General features: G+C 46.7%; 25 protein-coding genes, 1 pseudogene and 1 other annotated feature (1 of these 27 only partly in view). Of the genes and pseudogenes, 1 reads left to right on the forward strand and 25 read right to left on the reverse strand.

From position 1 onward, the window contains the following. Position 1: a binding site (T-box leader), on the reverse strand (it extends 223 nt beyond the left edge of the window). Between the two features lie 76 nt (positions 2-77). The 6 genes from MHI54_RS05240 to MHI54_RS05265 all read right to left on the reverse strand — a co-directional run bounded on the left by MHI54_RS05240 (position 78) and on the right by MHI54_RS05265 (position 4690). Continuing rightward, entirely contained in the window at positions 78-881 is an 804-nt protein-coding gene (locus MHI54_RS05240) for a 2-keto-4-pentenoate hydratase (protein WP_340082531.1), read from the reverse strand. 174 nt (positions 882-1055) lie between these two features. After that, positions 1056-1244: a hypothetical protein gene (locus tag MHI54_RS05245; RefSeq protein ID WP_095215089.1), complete on the reverse strand. Its 189-nt coding sequence runs from the start codon at positions 1242-1244 to the stop codon at positions 1056-1058. A 171-nt stretch (positions 1245-1415) separates the two neighbouring features. Further along, positions 1416-2042: a DUF2306 domain-containing protein gene (locus MHI54_RS05250; RefSeq protein ID WP_095215090.1), complete on the reverse strand. Its 627-nt coding sequence runs from the start codon at positions 2040-2042 to the stop codon at positions 1416-1418. A 58-nt stretch (positions 2043-2100) separates the two neighbouring features. Then, positions 2101-2640, reverse strand: coding sequence for a TetR/AcrR family transcriptional regulator (locus MHI54_RS05255; protein WP_095215091.1), 540 nt, complete (start codon positions 2638-2640; stop codon positions 2101-2103). A gap of 416 nt (positions 2641-3056) precedes the next feature. After that, positions 3057-3623: an NADPH-dependent FMN reductase gene (locus MHI54_RS05260; protein ID WP_095215092.1), complete on the reverse strand. Its 567-nt coding sequence runs from the start codon at positions 3621-3623 to the stop codon at positions 3057-3059. Then, on the reverse strand, positions 3620-4690 hold the full coding sequence (locus tag MHI54_RS05265; protein ID WP_095215093.1) for an LLM class flavin-dependent oxidoreductase: 1071 nt from the start codon (positions 4688-4690) through the stop codon (positions 3620-3622). The genes MHI54_RS05260 and MHI54_RS05265 overlap by 4 nt, the downstream gene beginning before the upstream one ends. 118 nt (positions 4691-4808) lie before the next feature. Between MHI54_RS05265 and MHI54_RS05270 the strand changes: the two genes are divergently transcribed. After that, the gene (locus MHI54_RS05270; RefSeq protein WP_304442494.1) at positions 4809-5177 is read left to right on the forward strand and encodes a helix-turn-helix domain-containing protein; all 369 of its coding nucleotides are present in this window, start codon (positions 4809-4811) and stop codon (positions 5175-5177) included. 38 nt (positions 5178-5215) lie between these two features. Here MHI54_RS05270 and MHI54_RS05275 read toward each other — a convergent pair whose 3' ends face one another. The 19 genes and pseudogenes from MHI54_RS05275 to MHI54_RS05365 form a co-directional block, all read right to left on the reverse strand. Then, complete coding sequence (locus MHI54_RS05275) at positions 5216-5854, reverse strand: FMN-dependent NADH-azoreductase (RefSeq protein ID WP_095215094.1); 639 nt, start codon at positions 5852-5854, stop codon at positions 5216-5218. 173 nt (positions 5855-6027) lie between these two features. Then, on the reverse strand, positions 6028-6534 hold the full coding sequence (locus MHI54_RS05280) for a DUF3231 family protein (RefSeq protein WP_095215095.1): 507 nt from the start codon (positions 6532-6534) through the stop codon (positions 6028-6030). A gap of 115 nt (positions 6535-6649) precedes the next feature. After that, positions 6650-7510, reverse strand: coding sequence for an SDR family oxidoreductase (locus tag MHI54_RS05285; RefSeq protein ID WP_095215096.1), 861 nt, complete (start codon positions 7508-7510; stop codon positions 6650-6652). A gap of 211 nt (positions 7511-7721) precedes the next feature. Next, positions 7722-8279, reverse strand: a complete 558-nt coding sequence (locus tag MHI54_RS05290) for a hypothetical protein (protein WP_340082532.1) — start codon at positions 8277-8279, stop codon at positions 7722-7724. 119 nt (positions 8280-8398) lie between these two features. Beyond that, positions 8399-8884: a hypothetical protein gene (locus tag MHI54_RS05295; RefSeq protein ID WP_340082534.1), complete on the reverse strand. Its 486-nt coding sequence runs from the start codon at positions 8882-8884 to the stop codon at positions 8399-8401. Further along, positions 8865-9696: pseudogene (locus MHI54_RS05300) on the reverse strand (DUF3100 domain-containing protein). Before MHI54_RS05300 ends, MHI54_RS05295 begins: the two are co-directional and overlap by 20 nt. Next, positions 9680-10954, reverse strand: a complete 1275-nt coding sequence (locus tag MHI54_RS05305) for a M20/M25/M40 family metallo-hydrolase (RefSeq protein WP_233134868.1) — start codon at positions 10952-10954, stop codon at positions 9680-9682. The pseudogene MHI54_RS05300 and the gene MHI54_RS05305 overlap by 17 nt, the downstream one beginning before the upstream one ends. A 250-nt stretch (positions 10955-11204) precedes the next feature. Beyond that, positions 11205-11744, reverse strand: coding sequence for a helix-turn-helix transcriptional regulator (locus MHI54_RS05310; protein WP_095215101.1), 540 nt, complete (start codon positions 11742-11744; stop codon positions 11205-11207). A 42-nt stretch (positions 11745-11786) separates the two neighbouring features. Further along, positions 11787-12968 carry an ABC transporter permease gene (locus tag MHI54_RS05315; RefSeq protein WP_340082535.1) on the reverse strand — a complete coding sequence of 394 codons (1182 nt, stop codon included), beginning with the start codon at positions 12966-12968 and terminating at the stop codon, positions 11787-11789. Positions 12969-13173: 205 nt separating this feature from the next. Further along, complete coding sequence (locus MHI54_RS05320) at positions 13174-14319, reverse strand: family 43 glycosylhydrolase (protein ID WP_340082538.1); 1146 nt, start codon at positions 14317-14319, stop codon at positions 13174-13176. A gap of 18 nt (positions 14320-14337) precedes the next feature. Next, positions 14338-15123: an HAD-IIA family hydrolase gene (locus MHI54_RS05325; protein WP_340082540.1), complete on the reverse strand. Its 786-nt coding sequence runs from the start codon at positions 15121-15123 to the stop codon at positions 14338-14340. 22 nt (positions 15124-15145) lie between these two features. Next, complete coding sequence (locus MHI54_RS05330) at positions 15146-15403, reverse strand: DUF6171 family protein (protein ID WP_340082542.1); 258 nt, start codon at positions 15401-15403, stop codon at positions 15146-15148. After that, complete coding sequence (locus MHI54_RS05335) at positions 15400-16614, reverse strand: sn-glycerol-1-phosphate dehydrogenase (protein ID WP_340082543.1); 1215 nt, start codon at positions 16612-16614, stop codon at positions 15400-15402. Before MHI54_RS05335 ends, MHI54_RS05330 begins: the two co-directional genes overlap by 4 nt. Beyond that, entirely contained in the window at positions 16614-18104 is a 1491-nt protein-coding gene (locus MHI54_RS05340; RefSeq protein ID WP_340082544.1) for an alpha-N-arabinofuranosidase, read from the reverse strand. Before MHI54_RS05340 ends, MHI54_RS05335 begins: the two co-directional genes overlap by 1 nt. A gap of 29 nt (positions 18105-18133) precedes the next feature. After that, positions 18134-18757: a DUF624 domain-containing protein gene (locus tag MHI54_RS05345; protein ID WP_340082545.1), complete on the reverse strand. Its 624-nt coding sequence runs from the start codon at positions 18755-18757 to the stop codon at positions 18134-18136. A 32-nt stretch (positions 18758-18789) separates the two neighbouring features. After that, complete coding sequence (locus MHI54_RS05350; RefSeq protein ID WP_095215108.1) at positions 18790-19629, reverse strand: carbohydrate ABC transporter permease; 840 nt, start codon at positions 19627-19629, stop codon at positions 18790-18792. Then, positions 19629-20567: a sugar ABC transporter permease gene (locus MHI54_RS05355; RefSeq protein WP_095215109.1), complete on the reverse strand. Its 939-nt coding sequence runs from the start codon at positions 20565-20567 to the stop codon at positions 19629-19631. Before MHI54_RS05355 ends, MHI54_RS05350 begins: the two co-directional genes overlap by 1 nt. A 20-nt stretch (positions 20568-20587) precedes the next feature. After that, positions 20588-22108 carry an alpha-N-arabinofuranosidase gene (locus MHI54_RS05360; protein WP_095215110.1) on the reverse strand — a complete coding sequence of 507 codons (1521 nt, stop codon included), beginning with the start codon at positions 22106-22108 and terminating at the stop codon, positions 20588-20590. A 236-nt stretch (positions 22109-22344) separates the two neighbouring features. Next, entirely contained in the window at positions 22345-23688 is a 1344-nt protein-coding gene (locus MHI54_RS05365; RefSeq protein WP_095215111.1) for a sugar ABC transporter substrate-binding protein, read from the reverse strand. Between the last annotated feature and the right edge of the window lie 181 nt (positions 23689-23869).

The raw sequence follows: 23869 nt of genomic DNA on the forward strand, positions 1-23869 counted from the left end.
TTAAAATATTTCGGTCAATTTTGAATTAATCCTAACTATAAGTGCAGCGGAATGGTTTGTCAATATTTCTTACAAAATTAAATAACTTGCAGTCTCACTTTCCCTAACAGGCTAAAATCGGCCTCATATCTTCCTGTCCCTAATGGAACCGGTGATAGGAAAGTTCCGGAACTGATTGCCATCCCCTCTTTCAGGGAAATATTCTTGGCGGCTAGTTTCTGTGTCAGCCACGCAACTGAAGTGACGGGATTCCCCATTACTTCCGAAGCAAACCCTGTACCGATATCTTTACCATCAAGTGTCAATGTCAGTTTGATTCGTTCCACCTCCGTCATGGTCAGATCATCCCTCCCTTTATCGGAGACAACCACCTTTCCTGTTACACCATTGTCACAAATCAAATCAGCCAGCTGGAATTTCGGGAACCAATCAGCGAAACGGGAGTCAGGAATTTCTATGCCTGCAGACAGAATGCTCTTCTCCAAGATTTCCTCCTCTCCTGCTCCAATGCTCAAATCCTCTTTCAAGACAAATACAATCTCCGGCTCGAGTAACGGGGACATCATGGAAGCAAGCTCCACTTCTGTATCCCCCGTATGTATCGTATCATCGAATAACGTGCCGTAAGCTGGCTCCGTTGCCCCGAATAACGCCTGCGTGGCCGGGCTTGTCATACTGATTTTGTGTCCCTTTTTTACTTTTCCAGTCCGTTCCGCCCGCACTGAAACAAATGTCTCTTGCACTTCATAGGCTTGCTCTGGTGTCAGCTCATACTGACGGCTGATAAAATCCATCGGGTCCCCCGTTTCATATACTTTCAGCAATTGAGCTGCCAACGCTTCTTTCCTGACCTGTTCCGTCTGTTCCGTCTGTTCCGTCATTTTCCTTCTCCCCTTTATTCGAATTATCTGATTTATTAGATTATAGTATAGTGACAATTTTATAGCCAGGGGATTTCTGCTTTGCATAATCAAACTCTCCAATATCCACGTTCGCCCCTCCTGATCTTGCTCATAAAAGAACGCCTATCCACTGATAGGCGCTCCTTTTTCGCTTTATTTTTCCATTACTTTCGCAGATGTCACGTTCGCCAGATTCACTACTTCCCCAGCTGCCCCGAACCAGCCATTCTCACTGTCTTTTATTTCATTTACCACATGGACATAGGATCCTGACTGATAATCTGTGAATGTGTATTTCTCCCCGCCAATAAACGTAAACTCTACATCAAACTTCTCTTGCACGAATAGTGCCTCCTTCAGAAATTATCTTCATATATGAATTTCCCCTTGCTTGCTAAGTTAAACGCTTCTTTTTTCATTGACGCAATACTCTTCAGGCACAGTGATCCTGCTTGCTGTGGGGGACGCTTATGACGATAACGTGTCATTCTTGGTAAAATATCGATATCATGATCAATATACAAAGGTGGTTTTTCGTTTAAGATAAAGAACAAGCAGCAATATATTCGGCACCCAGCATAACCAGGCAATATACGGATAATACACTTCATAGAGGGAAGGACCGAAAAGGAGCATGAATATCCCCAGCCAGATGCGCAAGGTCACGGCTGCGAATGTCAGACTGTAATTGATCATGATCCAGTGCCGATGCTGGGCTATTTTCCGTTGGGCAGCAGCTCGGATGGCAAGGAAAACAGTGATCAGCCATAGGAAAGCAAGCATTCCAAAGCCTGTTTGTGCAATTACTCCGCCGGTGGCATAGTAAGCCAGATACAGGCCGGATAATCCCCCTCCGGTTACTCCCGCTGTGTAGAGATAACCTAATTGCTTGTGGAGCTTATCCTTCTGCTTGTTCCTGTTCATCAGCAGAAAAGGACCAAGTACAAGCGCGAAAATACTGGTGACAATATGAACAGCAAGCATCCACTTCCACATACTCGAGATAACTTCACCAAGGCTCACTTTCTGTAAAATGAAACCTGCCCTATCCAAGCCTATGATTCCATATTGAACAATCGAATAACCCGCAATCCCGACAGCCAGCACTATTACAGCACTCATTTGGATCTTTTTCATCATCTATTGTTTTCCCTCCTCTTTTTACCAGTGGTCAAATGCGACTATAATAAAAGACCAATCAAATGGTCTTTCTTAAAAAATCGACATATCTTCCAGCTGCTTTCGCTGCTGCCTCAAAATTCGCTGCGCGATGCAAATGAAGAGATACAAATCCATGAAGAGCAAGAAATAGCGAGTAAATTTCTCCATTCTGCGGATTGATGCCGCCCGCTACTTTCACGGCTGCTTCAAATCGTTCGAAGCTTTCTGTCGCCGGCCGCTGCATCAAGCTGTCCATTTCTTTATTTTTCAGCATAAACATCAGCTCATACTGATGCGGATGATCGAGCCCGAATCGGATGTATTCCATGAATAAATCCTGCATCTTATCGCCCTCTTCTTGCTGCATGATTCGATCGATAATACTATTCAGTTCTTGAAAATAATAATCCAGCACCTCGGAGAACAAAGCAGTTTTGTTCTTGAAGTGATAATATAATGCACCATGGCTGCAGCCTAAATGCTTAGCAATTTCCCGCATCGATACTTTTTCATAACCTTGTTCGATGAATAGCTTCCTAGCCTGCTGTATAATCTTATCCTTCGTTAGTTCTGCCATTACAACCTTCCTTTTAACCAGTGGTCAAATAAATTATATGCAGTATTATCCTTTCTGTCTACCATTATTTCCTAAAACATTCTTCCATACTTCGACATATTCTCCCTCGGAACTACAAATTAACCCCCTATCAACCTATAATCAAACCCCTTACAATATAAGTGAGACAAGTATAATGGCAGGGAGGAAGATGCTGTATGTTCTTCATGATGAAATGTATATCCCTCTTACATGCTTATAAAAAAGGTGATCCCGGCGGCGCGACCATCCTTCATTCATGTACTCGCTCTTACATCATATTTCCACGTATATCATGACTGATTCCAGGAACATCCATACATTCATACATCATTTCATTGGAAACAAAACAGTGCATCATTCCATCGCAGAAGGCTCCCGATAAGGGAGCCTTCACTTTAAAAATCATATTCCGCTTCTTTTTTCGCTCGCACGGCTGCTTGTGCTTCCGCCAAGTCAAAAGCATCTTCAACCAGCCGCTGAAGCCGGAGATGCACATCATCATTCATGATTTTTCCGTTCAGGAAATCCTTTTCTTCCACAAAGACATATGTCGATACAAGATGTGCCTTCATATAGGACAGGATTGGTTTCAGCTGCTGCTCTGCCACGAGGAAATGCTTGGCGGATCCGGCAGTGACCACGATACCTGCAACCTTATCACGCAATGCTTGCGGGGGCAGGAGGTCGAATACATTTTTCAGCGTTCCCGGAATGGATGCTTGGAAAATCGGCGTACCGATAAATAGGATATCAGCTTGCATGATCTGCTTGGTCACATATCCCGTATCACCTGGATAGTCCAAGTAGTTTCTCCCATCACTGAATTGAAGCTCATAATCTGCCAAATCCAATAGAACATGTTCCGCATCCGGATAGGCTTTGACCATTTCTTCCCACAGCAAAGACAATGCCGCTTTTGTCTTCGACCCGACAATCGAGCCTGAAATACCTACGACTTTCATTTCTCCGCACCTCCTTGTTTTGTATATTTCCTTATTGCCGGCAGGATTTCCGAACCGATATATTCGATGTTGCGCTCCATCTTTTCAAAAGGTACACCGCCAAAATCGAGCTGCGCCAAATAACGCTGATGTCCGAACTGCTCATGCTGGTAAAGAATTTTCTCGATGATCTGCTGCGGACTGCCGACATTGATTATACTCCTATGATCGGCGCCTTGGGCAAATAACTGTTTCGGGAATCCTTGGCCATTTGTCTTTTTCATACCTTCATTGATATGCGGATAATAATCGCGCAGTGCTTCCTGTGTCGTTTCTGCCGCATAGAAGAAGCCGGTCGTTGCCACCGGCAGCTGGGCTGGATCAAATCCACGTGCCGTCAATGCTTCCCGGTAAGCATCGATTGTTTGCTTGAATACGCTAGCTGGGCCGCCAAGCATGGCTACTGTCATCGGAACTCCTGCGTGGCCTGCTTTTATGGCACTGGCTGGCGTTCCTCCAACAGCACGCCAGATCGGCAAAGAGCCATTGACTGGCCGAGGCAGCACCTCTGCGTTTCGCAATGCCCTGCGGAATTCCCCACTCCAATTGACGATTTCTTCCTCGTTTATTTGAAGAAGCAGATCGAACTTTTCTTCAAACAGCGCTTCATAATCATGCAGGTCATAGCCCAGCAATTCAAACAGTCCGACCCGGGATGCACGGCCGGCAATCAACTCCGCCCTTCCATTCGATATCAGGTCGATCGTTGCAAAGTTTTCATACACCCGAACGGGATCTGAGGTACTGATGATAGTCGAGGAACTCCCTATTTTGATTTTTTCCGTTGCTTGCGCGATAGCTGACAATATGACAGCATGTGCCTGGGATGCAAAGTAGGGCTGATGACTTTCACCAACGCTGAAGAAATCGATCCCCGCCTGATCTGCCAGCTGAGCCAGACGTATGATCTGCTGGATCCTTTCCTTGGCGGAGATCCGATCTCCTGTTCGCGGATCTGCCAAATGGTCCCCTAATGTGTAGATGCCGAATTCCATCCCTTTACTTGGATCGATACGATATTTTTCCATATTCCTGTCTCCCATTACTTATTGTAAAACCATTATCCTCCAAAGCTCACTTATTGGAAAGTACGCACTTGAAAGTGGTATAGTATAAAAAAAGATACTGTGGAGAGGGGATAGGAAGATGAAAGAAATGCCTGCAGAAATTGAACCGGAAATGTGTAAGGTGACAGATGCACTAGGTATCCTTGTCGGGAAATGGAAACCCGTCATCCTGCTGCATCTGCTTAAGAATGGCACGCAGCGCTTCAATGAATTGAAACGCAGTTTGCCCGGTATCACGCAGAAGATGCTGACAAACCAGCTGCGTGAATTGGAAGAAGAAGACATCATCGAGCGCAAGGTCTACGCACAGGTCCCTCCGAAAGTCGAATATTCCATTACTGACTACGGACGAAGCCTCGAACCGATTCTGCATGCGATGCATGAATGGGGAGCCAAGCATACGATTCATAAACAATCAAAGAAAAATGAGCAAGCGGAAGCAAAATAAAAAAGATGAACTGTCGCCAGTTCATCTTTTTTCATGGGTTATACTTGATTTTTCAAACGTGCTGCTGCTTCTTTCACCTGTGCAAGACCAGCTTCAATGATGGATGCTGCTTGGTCAGGAGAAGCATTATGTCCTTCGATGATCACTTCGTCAATGATTTCCATTCCGAAGATACCACCGAATACATTACGCATGTAGTTCAGGGACATATCCATCGGTGCAGCTTCAGGTGCAGAGTATACGCCTCCGCGTGCATTCAGGAAGATCGCTTTCTTATCAGTCATCAATTGGATCATGTTGCCTTCTGCATCATACTTGAATGCAAAACCAGCAGCATACACGTAATCGATGAATGTCTGCAATTTAGCTGGAATCGTCAAGTTCCAAAGCGGGAATGCAAATACAACAACATCAGCTGCTGTCAAAAGATCCATCGCTTTTTGTTTTGCAGCCAACAGACGCTGCTCTGTATCATTCAGTTCCGCACCGTTTTGTACTTTACCGAAAGCATCGAACAACTCTTGGCCGAAGTATGGTGTATCCTCTGCGAACACATCATAAGTAGTGACAGAAAGATTTTCCGCACCTTCAATTTCATGCATGAAAGTTTCATACATTTTACTGGAAATCGCCTCGGAAGCCGGGCGGTTATTTGCTTTGACTACTAATACGTTCATTCCGTAAAACCTCCGTTATTCCCCATTCAGGATTCGTATTCCCCTAAATCCCCTGCCATCCATTATCAAGTTTTTTATATGATTCAACAAGTACGCACTTAAAAGTGGCATAGTATCTTTTATGATACCATTGGGGAAAACAGCAAAAAAGCAGCCTGTACGGCTGCCTCGCTTTAGTCCTTTTTCTCCTGATGCAATGGTGGCGGGATCAACCAGCCCTTTTCCTTCAGTAGCTTCAGGAACTTTGCACCTAGCATCGCTTTATTTGTATGGAACTGTCCAAACATCATAGCTACATCTTCCCTGATGGCCTGCCCCATCATCGTACTGCAGCTGACAAGGCCGGCAGCAACACCTGCCGATGCAGTAGCTGCTACATCCGGGTCGATAAAACGCGCACCGACCGGGATCGATTCAAGATCCACTTTGGGCGGCTCCGGTGCTGCCGGAGGCAGTGCGACGCCATTTGCCCTCAGTATTTCCGATACCTGCTTGACCTCTGCCTGCGCTCCATCAATTGCTTCACCAAGCAATTTCTTCAAATCGTCATCGCCGACATGATTCAAAAGCATTTGATGATTGGCAATCATCTTATTTCCTGCCAGAACAAATGACCATAACCCAAATACTTCACCATAATGCAATGGCTCATCCTGCGGGTTTCCGCTCAAGATTCCCATCTTCATCCTCCTAAACAAGTTCATACTCGTGCCGCCTTTCCCTTGCACAAGCTTTAGGATGAGCCAAATAAGGAAAAATCATGTATAAAAAGCTGGCCCATAAGCCAGCTTCCCTCTAAGCTTGTTCTTTTATTGCCTCGATTCCTTTACGAAGCGGTGTCAATGGTCTGCCAAGTAATTTTTCAAAATCATCGCTTGGTACTTCCAAGGCACCTTCCCGGATTCCTTTTTGGATATCGACGAGCATCGGAAGAAGGAACTCCGGAACACCTGCTTCTTTCATGATTCGTGCATATGCTTGGTCATCGACTTGCTGCAGCTGGACATCCTTGCCAAGGACCTCCCCTGCTTCTGCGGCGATTTCCTCCTGGCTAAGCAGTGGGCCGGAAAGCTCATAAATCTTGTTTTCATGACCTTCCCCGGTCAGTACAGCTGCTGCAGCTTCAGCATAGTCCTGCTGCAGGGCCCAGCCTACTTTCCCATCTCCCGCAGACGTTACCCACGGTGCACCAGCCAGCACACCTTGAACACTTGCCGCTTCATTCTCAAAATACCAATTATTTCGCAGGAAAGCATAAGGAATCCCTGTATCCATGATTGCTTGCTCTGTTGCCTTATGCGTCGGAGCCAGGAATAAATCACTTTCCTGCGCATTTACAAGACTTGTGTAAGCAATGAATTTCACATTTGCCCTTACAGCTGCCTCCACCGCTTGTGTATGCTGACGAATCCGTGTTTCATTGTCTCCATCTGCGGATATGAGCAAAAGACGATCGATTCCGGCAAACGCTTCATCCAGGGAAGCGGGTTCATCGAAATCCCCGCGGCGCACCTCCACTCCCTTGGCACGAAGGGAATCTGCTTTCCCTGGATTGCGGACACTTACCGCGATGTTCTCCGAAGGAACCGTTTCCATCAGTTTCTTTACAACTTTGCTGCCAAGCTTACCAGTGGCGCCAGTTACCAGCATTTTCATATGTATAACCTCCACATTCATGTACTTATCACCGCTACTTGTAATCAATATAGTTACTGGTTTGCTTTTTGTCAAACAGAATGACTTTGGCATATTCCTAAAAACGAAAAAGATTAATCCCAGGAGAAAGTGTCACTCTCTGTTAAACTTTAATCGCTGACGCATAGCTCATCACGATCAGGATGCCTTTCGAGCAATCACACGAAAAATCTCATGAAGTCACCCGCACATAATAACCGTCCGGATCAATCACTCGAAAATCAAGCTTTCCCCATGGCCGGGCAATGATTTTCGATTCAATATGGTCTGGGTAAATATTTTTGAATTTGTTGTATACCATCTCCACGTCATCGACAGGAAGGATCAGTTCCACACCTTTGCCTTTCCTGGATTCAGCCATTGAAGCAAAATAGTGATCAGCATGCAATACAGCTTCGTCTGTAAGCAATAGGGACCCGCTACCTTCAGCCTTAAATAGGGCGCTTTTCTCGTCATGCGCGGTGCATCCCTTCCCCAACAGACATCGATAGAAAACAACAGATGCAGATAGCTTGTGCACGAACAATTCGATTTTGAACATCCAAATCACCACCACTCTGCTGCTTTCACCAAAACCAATCTGAAATATCCAATAATCTTCTGTCTGCGCCATATGCTCGATTACCCAGGAAATTGTATTAGGATAAGCATTCGCATTCCATTGCTTCGGCGTGAGCTCCTGCAAATAAGGAATGAGAATTTTCCTGACATCATTTCGATAGGCAAACACGAAAATCAACTCCCTCCTAGAGGAAATATTATATCCATACAGACAATAATCCTTCCCAATCCCCTATTTTTCTCGACCATTGACGTTAAACGAATAAAAGCTGGAGGATACCCTCCAGCTCATTTGCCTGCCAGAAACAGACCCAGCTCTGATAGCAGCGCACTCCCGACATATGTCCCCGTAAAGACGAACACCGCGACGATACCGACCTTCCAGGACGTCTTGCGCAAATCGACCAAACGATCCACCACTGAAATCCCGGCAAATGTGAGAATCGGAGTCGTAATGGAAAGGAAATCAACATAGCCGATTGCCTCGACAAAGAAATCAAAGCACATGCACAGAATAAGGGATGTGACAGCTACCCATCCAAGCATCGGGAATTCCCGCAGAAACTTCAAAGGTGCTTTTTTCATCAAATCCGACAGCAGTACACCAATCATCGAAAATAACCATAATGTCAGCAGCCCCATGATTGTCATCCATTCGACTGGTGTGGAATCAGGGTTCTTCAGCAGCTTGATTTGCTGGGTGAATAGGATCAAAGCCGCACTAAGCAAAATGATAAGTCCATATTTCACGTATTTATTCAGCTGCATGGACATCGGGTGGCACCCCCTGCTGTTTTTTCTTTTTTGTCAGTTTGTTGTAAAGGAAACGCTGCAGCGGTACGGCTAGGAACACCATCGTGAATGTTCCCAGGAAGCTTGTAAGCAATTGACTTGCAGCAGCATATCCAAGGATGGTGCTTTCCATTTCAGGGACACGCTCGATCAATGTAGCAGAGGAAGCAGTCATCATACTCGCGGAGCCAACTCCGGATGCCATCGCCAATGCTTCCACGCGGAAGCCGATATCCAGCATGATCGGCGCAATCAGGCTGAAGAAAATGGTCCCGAATAGCGTCCCGATTATATAGAGCGACAGCACTCCCCCGTCCCTCTTTTGATTCGAGTGTGTATTTTTCCGAGATGTAAGCGAGCTCTCCTTCACGCCCAAGACCGAGCGTCGCCCCGATTGCTTCACGGCGCAAGCCTATCAGCAGCGCCACAGGCAGACCCAATAACACCGTTCCAAGATTGCCGAGTTCCTGGGCAATGAAGACCCAACCGACATTCAGGATTTCCTTTAGCTGGGGAGCGACATCTGCCCCATATCTAGCCATCAGCGGCAGCATGATGAAAATCAGATACTTGCTGGAGAATTGAACGTTCGCCTTGCTGTATATTTTTTGCAGGAATCCTTTGCGAAATATCGGCAAGCCGAGAATCATCGTAATCAAAATAGCAAAAGCAAGCGGCAGCAAAGAAATGGAGAATGCACCTAATGATAAGGATTGTGTCCCGATCATTTCTGCTGCGGTAATGACGATAAGTGCAAAGATAAGTAAAATGGCATAATTACGCTTCAATCCCATATTCCCCCTTCTCCCCCAAAATGTCTTGGATCTGCCTTACATACTGCTGATAAGTCCTTTTATACAGCTTGCTTCTATCAATCTTGCCATTCATTTTTTCCAGTACTTGGTATAGGAATCGCGGAAAGATTTCATAGATATATTCCGGATCAATGTCGATGAAATCATCACCATGGATCGTACCGGTAAAACCGCTGTAGCCGATTTGGATGCAGGGCATCATGAACGATAGATCCCCGATATCGCCAGCAGCACTGATGCTGTTGCCCTCGAGAATCGCCTCGATTTGTTCATTCTCTTCAAAAGCAGCTTTTACGAAGGTGGACAAATAACGGTCCTGCTGGAATGGCAGATACCCCATTTGTGTATCGATGTCCACTTCGCCCTGCAGTGCCATTGCACTGCCTTGTGCTGCAGCATCCAAGCGCTTTGCGACAGTTTGCATATACGGAGTTGAGAGTGTACGTAAATCCGTGCCGACTTTAATATGATTCGGGATGACATTCGTCGACATATCCGATTCCATCACTATCGGATTGAGACGGACTTTTTCCTTTTCATCCAGCTGTTGACGCCCTAAACTGATCGCCGTGTGGAACAAAGTGGACATATTATAAGCGTTTATGGAAGAAAAAGGATCGAAACCGGCATGCGTTGATCTGCCTTTGAACGTGTATCGCTTATATAAAAATCCTGCTAAATCACAATCGATTTCAATCGTCCTTTTCGCAAATTCCCCGCCGATTGCATGAACACAGATGCTCACATCAATATCATCGAAAATACCAAGCTTCATCGCTTCGGGTTTGCCGCCATAATGGGTGATGACGCCCTTTTGGATCAGTTCATCACGATAAGCAAGGTCCAGGTATTCCTCAGCCGGAACGAAAATGAAACTCAGCGTGAAATCGAATTGTTCATATGCTTTCGCTTCGACTAGCTGCCGATAAAGTGCCAGTGCGATGGCAACTTGCGTGTAATGGCCGCAGTTGTGAGCTGCTCCCGTTTCTGGGTCTGAGCGGAAATGTGAAGGTGCATAGACGGCATCCAGCTCAGCCAAAAAAGCAATATGCATAGGCTTCCCTTCTCCAAGTGTCGTCCGCAGACCAGTAGTACTGAACTCCTGAATGATGCTTTCCGGATTGCAGTCCTTCAGAAAATCGATCACAATTTGTTTAGTGCGATCCTCCTTGTACCCCAACTCCGGGTTTGCGTAAATGGATTCCCCCAACTTCCTGATTTGCTCGTATGCACTCAACAGAAAAAAACGCCTCCGTTTAATAAAAATTTCAACAATTAAGATTAATTTAACTATCATGACGAAGAAAGTCAATAGAAAATCTATAATTAACTAACCAAAAGCCGAACTATAACTTAAATAACTAAAATAAAAATCCGTAAATGTTCGGTTTTTATATTTAATATGTTTTGTATCGGCTGAACATTATCATCCCAAAAAAATGCACCGCAAAAGCCATAGGCTTTCTGCGGTGCATTCCAAACAATATTTAAAAATCCCCTTGTTTCACTCGCTTGATCAATTCTTTCATCCAATGAATGGTATGTTCAGTTCTTGTCGTTACATAGCCGCTGACAAAATCGATGAACTGTTCTTTATCTTCATCCCTTTGGACAAGCTTATCGTATGCTTGGACTTCCTCCCAGCGCTCCGTAATCTTTTCCAGCTTATCTTCCAGGATACTTACAACTTTATCCCGATCGACATATTTGATATTAGCCAAGCAAACAACCATGTCACTTATCTTCTCTGCATTTTTCATGACCTTATAAATCTTTTTCGGCAGCTCTTGGCGACCCTTAGCTGTAATCTGGAATACTTGCTTATCGGGACGATGTTCTTCTTTGATGATTTCAACCGCCTCGATCAATCCTTGCTTTGCTAACGAATCAAAATGATAGTAAAGTTTGCTTTCTGTCAATCCGCCAAGCTTATCCAAGGGGATAGGCTCTGATAGCTGCTTTTTCAATTTGTAAGGATACGTATTATCCTCCATTAATTTGCTGAGTATGAAAATTTGAATGGACATTCTCTTTGCTCCCTCAAGCAGAATGATCTTATTATATCAAATTTAAACTGTCGCTTTAATAACTTCTGTCCCTTCATCGGCATTGGTGCCTTCATCGGCTTTTGTTTTGTGCAGGAAAGCAACGATGATGATATTAATGAGCATCGCTGCTGCTCCCACTGCAGCCATCGACCAGATGAATGGACTTGGACTTGTGCTTCCGAATAGGTTGGCAAAGTAAGCTTGAACAGAATAATACATAGGTGAAATATGACTCATCCATTCATATGGAGCATACATCATATCACGGGAGATAGTGGCACCATTCGCCAATGTCTGCGTCAGCAATACTGGCAAGTTCAACAGCATACCGCCTTGACCAAGCAAAAAGATGAAGATTGCTGTGAAGTTGAAGCATACCATATAGTTCAAGATTTGCTGCCCCAGCATACCGAAGTATACATCGCCGCCTGGATCATTCACCAAATAGACGATTCCCGTCGCAACCAATCCGCCCAATACCGCAATCATCAATGCTGTCAGTTGAACATATAGGAATAGACGCGTTCTGCTTGCTTTTCCTTTACTTTCTTTAAATGCCCCTACTAATTGCATCGCACCAATCATCGCACCGACATAGCCAGCCATTGTCAAGAACATAGGCAGCATGTTGTTATTCATACCATCCGGCATTTCGTTGATCGTCACGATGTTTCCTTGATATGCAGTTTCAATTTTATCACTCAAAGCAGCAGCTTGATTCTCCGGTACATGGAAGTTCATCAATACACCCTCAGCAGTCTGCTTGGAGAATTGTGCACTCAATTGATCATTGATCTGTCCGACGACTTGGGTCATTGTGGAAGAAACTGTGGTTGCCCCAGCTTCGTTGATCGTAAAATCGATACTGGAGGATGTCTCTCCGCTTTGTACATTCTCCGAGAAATTCTCAGGGATGTGTACGACCAAGGCTAAGTTGTTTTTCTCCAAATCTTTTAACGCTTCCTTATTCGTCAAATCTGTTTCGATATCCTGGAAAGGCAGATTTTCCGATAGCTGGTCTGCAATGGCCGAACCAACCTCCCCGCCGTCATCATTGATGATGGCGACCTTTAATTGGTCTACATTGCCTGGAATTGCCGAATAACCTGGCAGGAAAATCCCGAGCATGAAAATTGCATATAAGATTCCCATGAAAATAGCTGCAATAGCACCTTTATTTTTTAAGAACTGGCTAAATTTCATCTTTGTATCCTTCCTTCTATTCATCCATTCGTTTAGTTTATTTAAAGTACTCAAATTAAAGTACTTTTGTTAGAATGATTACTATTCTATGTAAGTTCATCAGCAAAGTCAATCATGATTCCTTCTTTTAAAAAATGAAAACGTTTTTTCCGATTCACAAATTGGACACAAAAATACCCTTATACAAATGTATAAGGGCTTGCTGTCATTCAATGATAAGGGTAGCTTTCCATTTGCTTGTAATCTCCGGCTTGAATCCCGGTTCACCGAAATAGGGCATTCCATCCTTCCAGAAGAAAGGCTGGATGCGGGCATGACGGTTATGATCATATAAGGGGTTGCCTTCAATCTCCTTATATGATCTGGCGTGATAGACAAGCAGATCGATGCCTTCCTCTGTCACGGTGAAGCTATTATGTCCCGGTCCGTACAAGCCCGTATTCTCCGAGCTTGTCAATACAGGGTCACGCAGCTTCGTCCAAGAGGCCGGATCGAGCAAATCGGCATCTTCATCTGCATATAAAAGACCCATCGCATAGCGGTCATCCGTTGCGCTTGCAGAGAATGTCAGGAATACTTTGCCGTGGCGATGCAGGAACGCCGGGCCTTCATTCACATCGAATCCCGCTCTTTCCCAGTCATGTTCCGGTTTTGCCAGCAGCACTTGTTCACCTTTTAGTGTCCAAGGATTTTTCATTTCGGCGATATAAAGATTGGAAATTGTATCGTTCTCCGTTTTCTGGGCCCAGACCAGGAATCGCTTGCCTTGATGTGCAAAAGTTGTGGCGTCCAAAGAAAAGCTTTGGAAATCCGTATTGATTGCTCCCTTTTCGGTCCACTCATCTGTCAGCGGATCGCCTGTGCATTCCAGTACATATGGACGTATTGCCCAGACATCATCTTTATCTCCCGCTGCAAAATGTATGTACCATTTTCCGTCGATGTGATGCAGCTCCGGCGCCCAAATATGCTCCGACATTATCCCGGATGCATGCGCCTGCCAAATTGTATGTTCCTCCGCCCCGCGCAGTCCTTCCAGGGTTTTGGACCGTCGAAGGACGATTCTGTCATACTTCGGATAAGAACCGGTGAAATAATAGAATCCATCCTCCGCCTTCAAGATATATGGATCGGCCCGCTGCTCAATGAACGGCTCCGGGAATTCCTCCAATTCGATCGTACCTTCCACCTCATATGTTCCTGCCTTACTCGTATCCGGCAGTTCCGGCCAAGTGACTCGAAAAGTCCCTTGCACTCCTCCGTCCATTTGCACGTCGACCGTCTGTGGCAGTTCCATATTCTCTCCTTGTTTCATATGAATTTCAATCGGTTCAGCCGTCGTTATATTCATCCTATCTCCTCCGTATTCTTAAGTGAATGGAAGCTCCTTGATGGATGGCAGGATCAGATCCGGTTTGATACTCGAAATCTCCGCCTGCTCTCTTGTTGTATTGCCGGTAAGCACCAATGCTGTTTTCAAGCCGAACATGGCGCCCATCGCTATGTCGGAAGTCAGGCTATCCCCCACGATCAGCGTCTTTTCCGGCTCACTGCCTGCTTGCTGCATGACCTTCTGATACATGAAGTGCGATGGCTTACCGACAATGATATCCGTCTTCTTGCCTGTCGACGCTTCGATGGCGCCGATCAAGCCGCCTACATCCAGCTGCAGACCGTCCTTTCCCGGGAAGACGGGATCCTGGTTGGTAGCAAGGATCCTGGCACCATGGATGACAGCACGGAAAGCCTGATTCAAATCATGATACGTCACACCAGTATGCAAGGATATGACAAGCCAATCAGCTTCCTCGGGCTTTGCCGCAAGCGTCAGATCCGCCTCCGTCAATTCTTCGCGCAGCCCTTCTTCTCCAAGAACCCACACAGGCAGCTTCGGGTAATGCGTCTGCAGGTAATCAGCTGCGAGAAATGAGGATAGGATGATATCTTCCTTCTCCCACTGGATGCCATGTTCCTGAAAATATGCAGCTATCTGCCGGCGCGAATGTGTGCCGCGGTTGCTGAGCCCGACCACTCTTTTACCTGCTTCCTGCAGGGCATGGATGGTCTCGGCAGCTCCATCGATCAATGTGAAATCCTTCCATACCGTACCGTCCAAATCAAATAGAATGCTATCCATTCCTTGATAAAAAGTCATTCCGTTCGCCTCCTTTCTTAGATTATACCTGCTGCCAGCGATCCCCGTCAGGAGCTGGGCAGCGTTTATCCGGTAGGGAGGCCCGGAAAAGGACAAAACAGCCGCAGTGCGCACATGTATGCATCGATGTAAGGGATGGACAATCCGAGCAGACCGCTAAACGGGCGGTCACGATCGCTTCTTCGGCCAGCGCGGGTTCCAATGCCAATTGTTCTGCCGCGAGTGCCGCTGCTTCCTCTGCGGAATACGTTTTTCTTTGCGGGCATGCCTGGCATGTCATCGGCTGCCAATCCGATCCTGCAGCGGGTAGCTGATCTGCTCTTTCTTGAATTGGTTGATGAGGAACAGCCCGGTGCATCGATCACGGAGATGGTAAGCTTCATTCAAGCTATCTTGCACAAGTTCATCATCTATCCCGATCTCCTGACTCGAAGCTGGTGCCCCGACTTGGTACAGATAATATCGCAGGACTTCAGCTGTCGGCAGTGACGCAATCTTCAAACGGATGTCTTCCCAGTTGTGCCGCAATCCCGCTCCTGTTTCCCCCTCTGCTTCCGAAACATCGAATTGTTCAGCCCAGCTTTTGTACAATTCCGTGATAATGGCACAAGCAACCCCGACTTTGGCTCCATGCAGAAGCTGACGTTTATCCGTTTTGAGCAAATGCATTTCCCAATAATGCGACAAATGATGTTCTGCTCCGGAGGCTGGGCGGGAAAAATCCAGTATCTGCATGACGAGACCAGACTCGATCAAAGACTCCATCAGGATCCGTATGCCTGCTTCATCCGCTTTGGCTATTTCCTCAATATGATCGACACAGGTATCAAGAGAATGCCGCGTCATCCTGGCAGCCAAGGCATTATATGGTTCCCCTCCGACGCTTGCGGATATCTCCCAATCAAGCAATGAAGTGAATTTACCCAGTAGGTCTCCAAATCCGGCAGCAGTAAGCGGCCCGGGAGCAGCACATAACACATCCAAGTCGGCAAATACTGCCACCGGGGCGGCGGTCTGGATTGTCTGCTTCACTCCCCGTAAAATCAATGGCGCACCTTTGGAGGTGAAGCCATCGACCGATGCCGCTGTCGGCACCGCCACGAAAGGCACAGATAGCTTCAGGCTGCAGAATCGAGTGATATCATGAATCGTTCCAGCACCTACTGCCAGCAGCACATCCGTATCCATCGGTGTTTCTACAAGAACTTGGATAAGCGAAGCTTCATCAGCATTCACTTGCCCATGCTGATTTGCGAGAAGCTCGATGACATGGACATGTACGCTTTCTGCCTCGAGCAGTGCAGCCAGCCGATCACCCGCGGCTGCTTTCGTCTGGGCATCCATTATAAGGACAGCTTTATCCCAGCCTTTATCCTTCAGATAAGAACCGACGGATGTCAGAGCTCCTGCTTCCACCTCCAGTTTTGGAAACGTGTCCGGGCTTATCCCGAATTCCTCTGCCAATGTCAGCATATCGGCTGATAATTGCATCAGGCACCCTCCTCGATCGTCAATACCGTTACACTCATCGGCGGCAATGCAACATGAAGTCCGCCATCTTTCTCCGTGAAATTCGTAAATGGCACTGCCTTGACAGCATCAGGCTGTTCAAATGTATTCAAGGCGTCTTTTTTGTCAGCTGTAAGGATTTTACCGCTTACCGATCCTAATGCTGCACCCCGCAGCTCCGTATTTACCGCTGCCTCATTTGTATGACTCAGGTTACAGAAGCTGATATGAATATTGCCATCCGGCCCTTTCGATACCGATGCGGTGACAGAGGGATACGCAAGCTCGCCATGTTTTATTTCATCCGTTTCCAAATGGAAAGATAACCTCTCTGCATCCTGATGGACCTGATATAAGTCAAACACATGATAAGTCGGTGTCTTGATCATCTCCTGCCCCTCCGTCAGGATCATCGCCTGCAGGACGTTCACCGTTTGTGCGATATTCGCCATCTGGACCCGATCGCTATGGTTGTTGAAAATATTGAGTGAGGCACCGGCAACCAATGCATCACGGATGGTGTTCTGCTGGTACAGGAAGCCTGGATTGGTGCCAGGTTCCGGGTCGAACCAGGTTCCCCACTCATCAATGATCAATCCGACTCGTTTCCCGGGATCATATTTATCCATGATGGTACCGTGCTTTTCAATCAGCTCCTCTATGAACAGCGCACGCTTGAGCGTCAAATGCCATTCGTCTTCGGTAAAATCAGTGGCAGATCCTTTACCAAGCCAGAAATCACCTGGGATCGTATAATAATGCAGGCTCAATCCATCCATCAATGCAGCTGCTTCCTTCATCAGCGTATCCGTCCACTTATAATCATCGATATTGGCCCCGCCAGCAATCTTATACAGCTGGTTATCGCCATAATTACGGACATATGTCTGGTAGCGGCGGTACAGATCCGCATAATATTCCGGACGCATATTACCGCCGCAGCCCCAGTTTTCATTGCCGACGCCGAAATACTTGAGCTTCCATGGCTCTTCTCTCCCGTTTTCCCGGCGCCAAGCTGTCATTGGTGACTCCCCGTCGAATGTCATGTACTCGACCCACTCGGACATTTCCTGGACAGTCCCGCTGCCGACATTCCCGCAAATATATGGTTCGGCTCCAAGCAGCTCACAAAGCGTGAAGAATTCATTTGTGCCGAAGTGGTTATTCTCCACCACTCCGCCCCAATGGGTATTCACCATCCGCTTACGCTGTTCGCGTGGCCCAACGCCATCCTTCCAATGATATTCATCGGCAAAACAGCCCCCTGGCCAGCGCAAGACAGGGATATGAAGCTTTTGGAGAGCTTCCAGTACATCATTGCGGATTCCCTTTGTATTCGGAATCGGGGAATCTTCCCCGACCCAGATCCCTTCATAAATGCCTCTGCCCAGATGCTCGGCGAAATGGCCATATATATTCTTATTTATTTTCCCTTCCGTGACATCTGCTTGGATGATCAGTTTTGTCGACATGGTTATCGCTCCAATCTATCAGAAATGGGTTAGCTAGCTAATCGTTCCTGCTGCTTCATCGTCCTGAACACCTTCATGCTCAGCCACATCCAGCCGAACGCGCTGACACTGAAACAGAAGAACAAAAGCAGCACCGGCAAGCCGATGCTATGGTACAAAAGCGCAAACAGGAGTACCGCGATCGACAGTGTCATATGGAATCTCGTCAGTCCAATGATGAATGCATTCCTGACAATCTGAAATGTACCTGCTTTATAATGCGCCAGCAGCGGGAAACTCCAAAACACAACTGTCATATAGCAGAAAATGAGCACGTAGAAAAGGAAAGGCACCAGGAAGAATAACTGTCCATCTGCCTGCCTGATAAGCAAATAGTTGGTATATAGGATGAAACCTGTTCCCAAAAGCAGCCACCCAAGCTTATTCGCTGACCAGAATTCCTGTTTGTACGCTTGGCGGAAAGTGCGGTGCAGCTTCACTTCCTCTCCATTCAAGAGCCGGCGGGATACCTGTAAAGCAGCAATCGTTGCCGGGGCTGCACCTGCCACAATCAGGCCTAACAATGTGTATAACAGGAATAGTGCATTCAAGTGTGCAAATCGGGTGATCCACAAAAGAGATTTATCGAGATTTTTCATCGCTTTATTCAGCATGGTCCTTACCCCTTTCTATCCAAATGCCAGATTCAGCCTTTGACCCCGCCGACAGTCAATCCGGAAATGAAATAACGCTGGAAGAAAATAAACAGAATGACGATAGGAATTATCGTCATGACAGACCCCGCGATCAGAATGTCGTAGTTATTCCCGTATGGCGTCAACAGCGTAGCCAAGCCGAGCGGCAGGGTGAACATATCATTCGATCGCAGCACCAGCAGCGGCCACAGGAAGTTATTCCAGCTGCCAAGCCCTTGCAAGATAGCCATCGCTGCCAGGGATGGTCCCATCAGCGGCAGCATGATTTTGAAGAAAATCCCATACTCCGTCGATCCATCCATCCGGGCTGCATCCATCAGCTCCTTCGGCAGACCAAGCGCATACTGCCGGAAGAAGAACACCGCAACCGGGGCAACGACACCCGGCAAAATGACGCCAAGATACGTATCGATCAGCATCATATCCATCATGAGACGGAATAGCGGAAGCATCAGGATCTCGAATGGCACCATCAAAATGAACAAAACTGCCACGAAGAAAATATTGCTTCCTTTGAAGTCATACATCGCCAGCGCATAACCGACCATGGAAGAAAAGAACAAAGACAGGACGATCATCAGCGCTGAAATCCAAAGGCTATTTCCATACCAAGTCCAATATTCAGGAGATTGCGTGAAAATGTATGTGTAGTTGCTCAGCGTCAATTCATCCCACGGAAAACTGAATGATATGCCGTTCCTCATCAGCGAGGAGGAAGGGATGAAAGAAGAAAGCACCATGCTTATGATCGGGAAAAGCGCTATCAAGCTGACAATGGCCATGACCACAGTGGCAATCACCCCGAGTAATCTGTTATTAGACTTTTTCATCACCTATCCCCTTTCTTGAATGTACCAGTGGCTATCAAATAGATGATGCTGATCACAAAGATGATGAGCATCAATACGACACCAAGAGCAGCACCGAAGCCCATATCATTTTGCTGGATACCCTGCTGGTAAATATAAGCCGCGATCGACAGGCCGATATTGCCTGGGGATCCCACAGCCCAGAACACATAGCTTTCTTCAAACATGCGGAAGCCGTTGATGATCGTAATCGTACTGACAAAGATGATGATGGGCTTCAGCATCGGCATCGTGATGAAACGGAAGCGCTGCCATCTTGTGGCACCATCAATTTCAGCTGCTTCATACATCTCATCCGGCACGTTCTGCAAAGCAGCCAGGAAATAGAGAATGTTTACGCCGATCCAGCGCCAGCAGGCGAGCAAGACCATGAGTCCGATGGCCGCCCAAGGAGTGAACATCCATTTGATCGGTTCGGAGCCGAACAACCCAATGAGCTGGTTAGCGACTGCCCCTTCCTGTTCACTGAACATGAAACGGAAAATCATCCCCCCGACAATTGTGGAGGTAAGTGCCGGGATGAAGAGCGATGCCCGGAAAAGCGTCCGGAATCTCACATGCTTCGAATTCAGGATTACCGCAAGCACCATCGGAATGATGGTCAGGATCAATACGGTCAGGATCACATACGCGGTCGTATTGGAGACAGCTCGGTAAAATGTCGGGTTGAAAACACGTTCATAGTTGCTCATCCCGATGAATTCCACTTGGCCCGGGAGCACGCTCTGAAAACTCATGATGACTCCCTGGATAGCCGGATAGACAGTGAATAGGAGCAGTGACAGGACAAATGGCGATATGAAAACAAAAGGTACAACCTTCTTGGAATTCAGGAACCGGACGAGCTTATTCTGTTTCTTGCGTGCCTTTACCGGTGCCGCTGGTGTGACAGTATTCATCTAAATCCCCCCTTTTAGCTTTAGTTTGATTTGGCTTTACGCAGCCGGACGACGTTCCAGGAAGTCTTATTCAGCTTTATTTTCAGCCTGCCGTCTTCCAAGCCCGATTCCCCGTTTTTATGCGGGGTGACACGTGCCATATCCTTCGTATTTGCAGCCTTCAAATCATGATGCTCCAGCACGATATGCTCCAGGATTTCATAATCCTCGAAGCTGCGCACATCCACCTCAAGCGGAATCGCTTCTTCCAGATGCTTATTCACCAAGAAAATCGTAAGCTCCTGTCCCTGCTCGTCATAAACAGCAGCGCTGTCGATGTAAGGTACATCCGTGAAGTCCTTGCTGTCATACTTTGGAGAAGAAAGGATCGGCTGAAGGCTGACACCTCTGCCATAAACGGAGGCATGCAGATAAGGGTAATAGATTGTCTGCTTCCAAGATCGGCCATTGTTTTCCGTCATGATCGGTGCAATGACATTCACCAGCTGAGCCATGCACGCCATCTTCACACGATCAGCATGACGGAGCAAAGTGATGAGCATGCTTCCCACCAGCAGGGCATCTTCGAAGTTATAGACATCTTCCAGCTGCGGAGGTGCGACTGTCCACGGATCCAATTTTTCATCCTGCTCCCTGGAATGGTACCAGACATTCCATTCGTCGAAGCTCAAGTTGATCGTTTTCTTGCTGCGATGCTTTGCCTTGATATAATCACAGGTCGAAATCACGGTCTTGATGAAATGGTCCATATCCATGTTCTTCGCCAAGTAGTTTGCTGGATCATTGGAGCTGTTGCCGTAATATTGGTGAAGTGAAATATAATCCACCTCATCATAGGCGATATCCAATGTTGTCGCTTCATACTCCGGGAAAGTCGGCATATCGGTGTTCGAGCTGCCGCAGGCAACCAGTTCGATATCCGGATCGACAAGCTTCATCGCTTTCCCTGTTTCCTTAGCGATTTTGCCGTATTCGGCTGCTGTCTTTTGCCCTACCTGCCATGGTCCATCCATTTCATTGCCTAAACACCAGGTCTTGATATGATGCGGCTGTTCATAACCATGCTCCCTGCGCAAATCACTCCAGTACGTCCCGCCCGGATGATTGGTATATTCGATCAAATTACGGGCAGCATCGATTCCTCTTGTACCAAGGTTCACCGCCATCATGACATCCGCACCCACTTTTTTGGCCCAGTCGACGAATTCATTTGTCCCGATTTCATTCGGCTCAATCGTGCGCCAAGCAAGCTCCAGCCGTTTTGGACGCTTTTCCTTCGGTCCGACACCATCTTCCCAGTTGTAAGCAGAAACCATATTACCGCCCGGATAACGGACAATCGGCACCTGAAGCTCCTTTACCAAGTCGATGACATCTTTCCGGAACCCTTGCTCATCCGCCTCAGGATGACCTGGTTCATACATGCCGCCATAAACAGCCCTGCCTAAATGTTCGATGAAAGAACCATAAATCCGCCGATCAACTTCACTGATTTGATAATTTTTGTCCAGTACCATAGCTGCTTGCAATTCATCTGCCATGTATCCCCACTCCTTTTTATTGATAACGCTTACAAATCTAGAGAAAAAAAGAAGACCACCTGCATCGCATCATGTACGAACATATTTAGAGCGATGTTTCGAGCAATCAAAATATGTACGTATAAGTTTATATGTTTAGTATAGTCAGATATCGATATAAAAACAAGCGTTTTTTGCAATAGAAGAAAAATTTAAAAAAGAGCAGCGGTTGCTACGCTGCCCTCGTTTCATCCCGCCTATTGCTGCATCGTACTTTCAATCTTATCGGCAGCTTCTTTCATAGCTTCTTCAGGAGACTTGTTTTTCTGCCTCAATACGGAATCCGCAATAATCGTATTATACTCGGTGGAGACATCCGGCGTATTCTCTGTGATATTCAGTGTATTGATCTCATCCTTCACTTCCAGCAGCATATCGAAGATGCCATCGCCAAAGAATTGATAGTATTTATTATCTTCGCGGACCGCTTCGCTTTCCCACACATCCCAGCGAGGCGGGTCGAATCCAAGAACCTTCCACAAATTGATGCTGCCCTCTTCCGAAAGCTTGGCATATGCAAGGAATTCCTTTGCCAAATCCTTATCTTTTGCCTGATTGGTCACGACTGTCCCTGTGCCGCCCATGCCAGCGGAGCGTTTCCCTCCTTCTTCCCATGCAGGAAGCGGCTTGATAGCTATCTTGCCTTCCATTTCAGGCATGTTGTCAAGGAAACGTCCCATGTACCATAGCGGTGCCAAGATGGCAGCAGATTTGCCCTCTGTGTAATACTTATAGAAATCCTCTGATTGGTTATTTCCACCAGGGGTCAGCTCAGCAATTTTCTCGGTATAAATCGCATCATACAAAAACTGGAGTGTCTTGATGTTCGTTTCGTTATCCAATGTCAGATTTCCTTCTGCGTCGAAGAAATCGGAGTCCTGCTGGGAAACCATCGGCCATAAATCCATGAGAAAGTCAGAGGTGCCAACATTCCACATGACTGCATCCGTTTTCTCCGTCACTTGTTTACCAGCTTCCACGAAATCATCCCAAGTTTCGATGGAATCGATATCGACACCCGCCTGTTCCATGATTTCGGTATTATAATACATGACAGTCGCACCTACATGCGTCGGAATGCCATAATAGTTTCCATCCTTGGTATACAGGTCGAACCTGGCCTCGACGGAATCGGCCAATACCGGCTCCACATATTCATTCATTGGTTCCAATTGAGGCTCACCCTGCAGAAAGTTAGGGAATTTACTCAGCTCGATATCCGCAATATCCGGCGCTCCCTTGCCAGACTGCAAACTCAGCAATAGATTATTATGCATTTGGTCAAATGGATACGTTTCTGCAACAAGCTTAATCGGCCGATCCGGGAATTCTTCATTCCAGCGTTCTGCTGCCTCCTTGAACAAATCCATATGCTGACCAACGAATGTCCAATAAGTCAATTCCGTTGCGTTCTCAAGATCTTCGCCTACTACTGTCGTTTCATCCGCTTCACTGCCTCCGCCACCACTGCCGCCTTTACTGCAAGCTGCCAACACGATGATCATCAAACCGATCATAAGTGTCTTCAAAACCTTCTTCATCATAGCTACCCCCTCATTTTTAAATTCAAAGACATCTCTGAAAGCGTTTACTAAAGAGGTCATACCTCTCTTTCCGTAATCGGCTGACTGGGAACGATCTTCATGATAGCGCATACATTTTTCATCGGCCTATACGGTTCGAACTATGTACATCGTATCATCCTGCCCCTGATCAGTCAAT

It is taken from the genome of Terribacillus sp. FSL K6-0262, assembly GCF_037977385.1.
GTDB lineage: Bacteria > Bacillota > Bacilli > Bacillales > Amphibacillaceae > Terribacillus.

What these genes read in the sequence shown, in the direction of transcription:
- MHI54_RS05350 (WP_095215108.1), bottom strand. Translation starts at nt 19,629, where the DNA reads ATGAAAAAGTCTAATAACAGATTACTCGGGGTGATTGCCACTGTGGTC.
- MHI54_RS05280 (WP_095215095.1), bottom strand. Translation starts at nt 6,534, where the DNA reads ATGGGAATCTTGAGCGGAAACCCGCAGGATGAGCCATTGCATTATGGT.
- MHI54_RS05260 (WP_095215092.1), bottom strand. Translation starts at nt 3,623, where the DNA reads ATGAAAGTCGTAGGTATTTCAGGCTCGATTGTCGGGTCGAAGACAAAA.
- MHI54_RS05335 (WP_340082543.1), bottom strand. Translation starts at nt 16,614, where the DNA reads ATGCAATTATCAGCCGATATGCTGACATTGGCAGAGGAATTCGGGATA.
- MHI54_RS05285 (WP_095215096.1), bottom strand. Translation starts at nt 7,510, where the DNA reads ATGAAAATGCTGGTAACTGGCGCCACTGGTAAGCTTGGCAGCAAAGTT.
- MHI54_RS05355 (WP_095215109.1), bottom strand. Translation starts at nt 20,567, where the DNA reads ATGAATACTGTCACACCAGCGGCACCGGTAAAGGCACGCAAGAAACAG.
- MHI54_RS05310 (WP_095215101.1), bottom strand. Translation starts at nt 11,744, where the DNA reads ATGTCCATTCAAATTTTCATACTCAGCAAATTAATGGAGGATAATACG.
- MHI54_RS05330 (WP_340082542.1), bottom strand. Translation starts at nt 15,403, where the DNA reads ATGACATGCCAGGCATGCCCGCAAAGAAAAACGTATTCCGCAGAGGAA.
- MHI54_RS05255 (WP_095215091.1), bottom strand. Translation starts at nt 2,640, where the DNA reads ATGGCAGAACTAACGAAGGATAAGATTATACAGCAGGCTAGGAAGCTA.
- MHI54_RS05270 (WP_304442494.1), top strand. Translation starts at nt 4,809, where the DNA reads ATGAAAGAAATGCCTGCAGAAATTGAACCGGAAATGTGTAAGGTGACA.
- MHI54_RS05320 (WP_340082538.1), bottom strand. Translation starts at nt 14,319, where the DNA reads ATGAATATAACGACGGCTGAACCGATTGAAATTCATATGAAACAAGGA.
- MHI54_RS05365 (WP_095215111.1), bottom strand. Translation starts at nt 23,688, where the DNA reads ATGAAGAAGGTTTTGAAGACACTTATGATCGGTTTGATGATCATCGTG.
- MHI54_RS05315 (WP_340082535.1), bottom strand. Translation starts at nt 12,968, where the DNA reads ATGAAATTTAGCCAGTTCTTAAAAAATAAAGGTGCTATTGCAGCTATT.
- MHI54_RS05265 (WP_095215093.1), bottom strand. Translation starts at nt 4,690, where the DNA reads ATGGAAAAATATCGTATCGATCCAAGTAAAGGGATGGAATTCGGCATC.
- MHI54_RS05345 (WP_340082545.1), bottom strand. Translation starts at nt 18,757, where the DNA reads ATGCTGAATAAAGCGATGAAAAATCTCGATAAATCTCTTTTGTGGATC.
- MHI54_RS05250 (WP_095215090.1), bottom strand. Translation starts at nt 2,042, where the DNA reads ATGATGAAAAAGATCCAAATGAGTGCTGTAATAGTGCTGGCTGTCGGG.
- MHI54_RS05360 (WP_095215110.1), bottom strand. Translation starts at nt 22,108, where the DNA reads ATGGCAGATGAATTGCAAGCAGCTATGGTACTGGACAAAAATTATCAA.
- MHI54_RS05340 (WP_340082544.1), bottom strand. Translation starts at nt 18,104, where the DNA reads ATGTCGACAAAACTGATCATCCAAGCAGATGTCACGGAAGGGAAAATA.
- MHI54_RS05295 (WP_340082534.1), bottom strand. Translation starts at nt 8,884, where the DNA reads ATGTCCATGCAGCTGAATAAATACGTGAAATATGGACTTATCATTTTG.
- MHI54_RS05240 (WP_340082531.1), bottom strand. Translation starts at nt 881, where the DNA reads ATGACGGAACAGACGGAACAGACGGAACAGGTCAGGAAAGAAGCGTTG.
- MHI54_RS05275 (WP_095215094.1), bottom strand. Translation starts at nt 5,854, where the DNA reads ATGAACGTATTAGTAGTCAAAGCAAATAACCGCCCGGCTTCCGAGGCG.
- MHI54_RS05325 (WP_340082540.1), bottom strand. Translation starts at nt 15,123, where the DNA reads ATGACTTTTTATCAAGGAATGGATAGCATTCTATTTGATTTGGACGGT.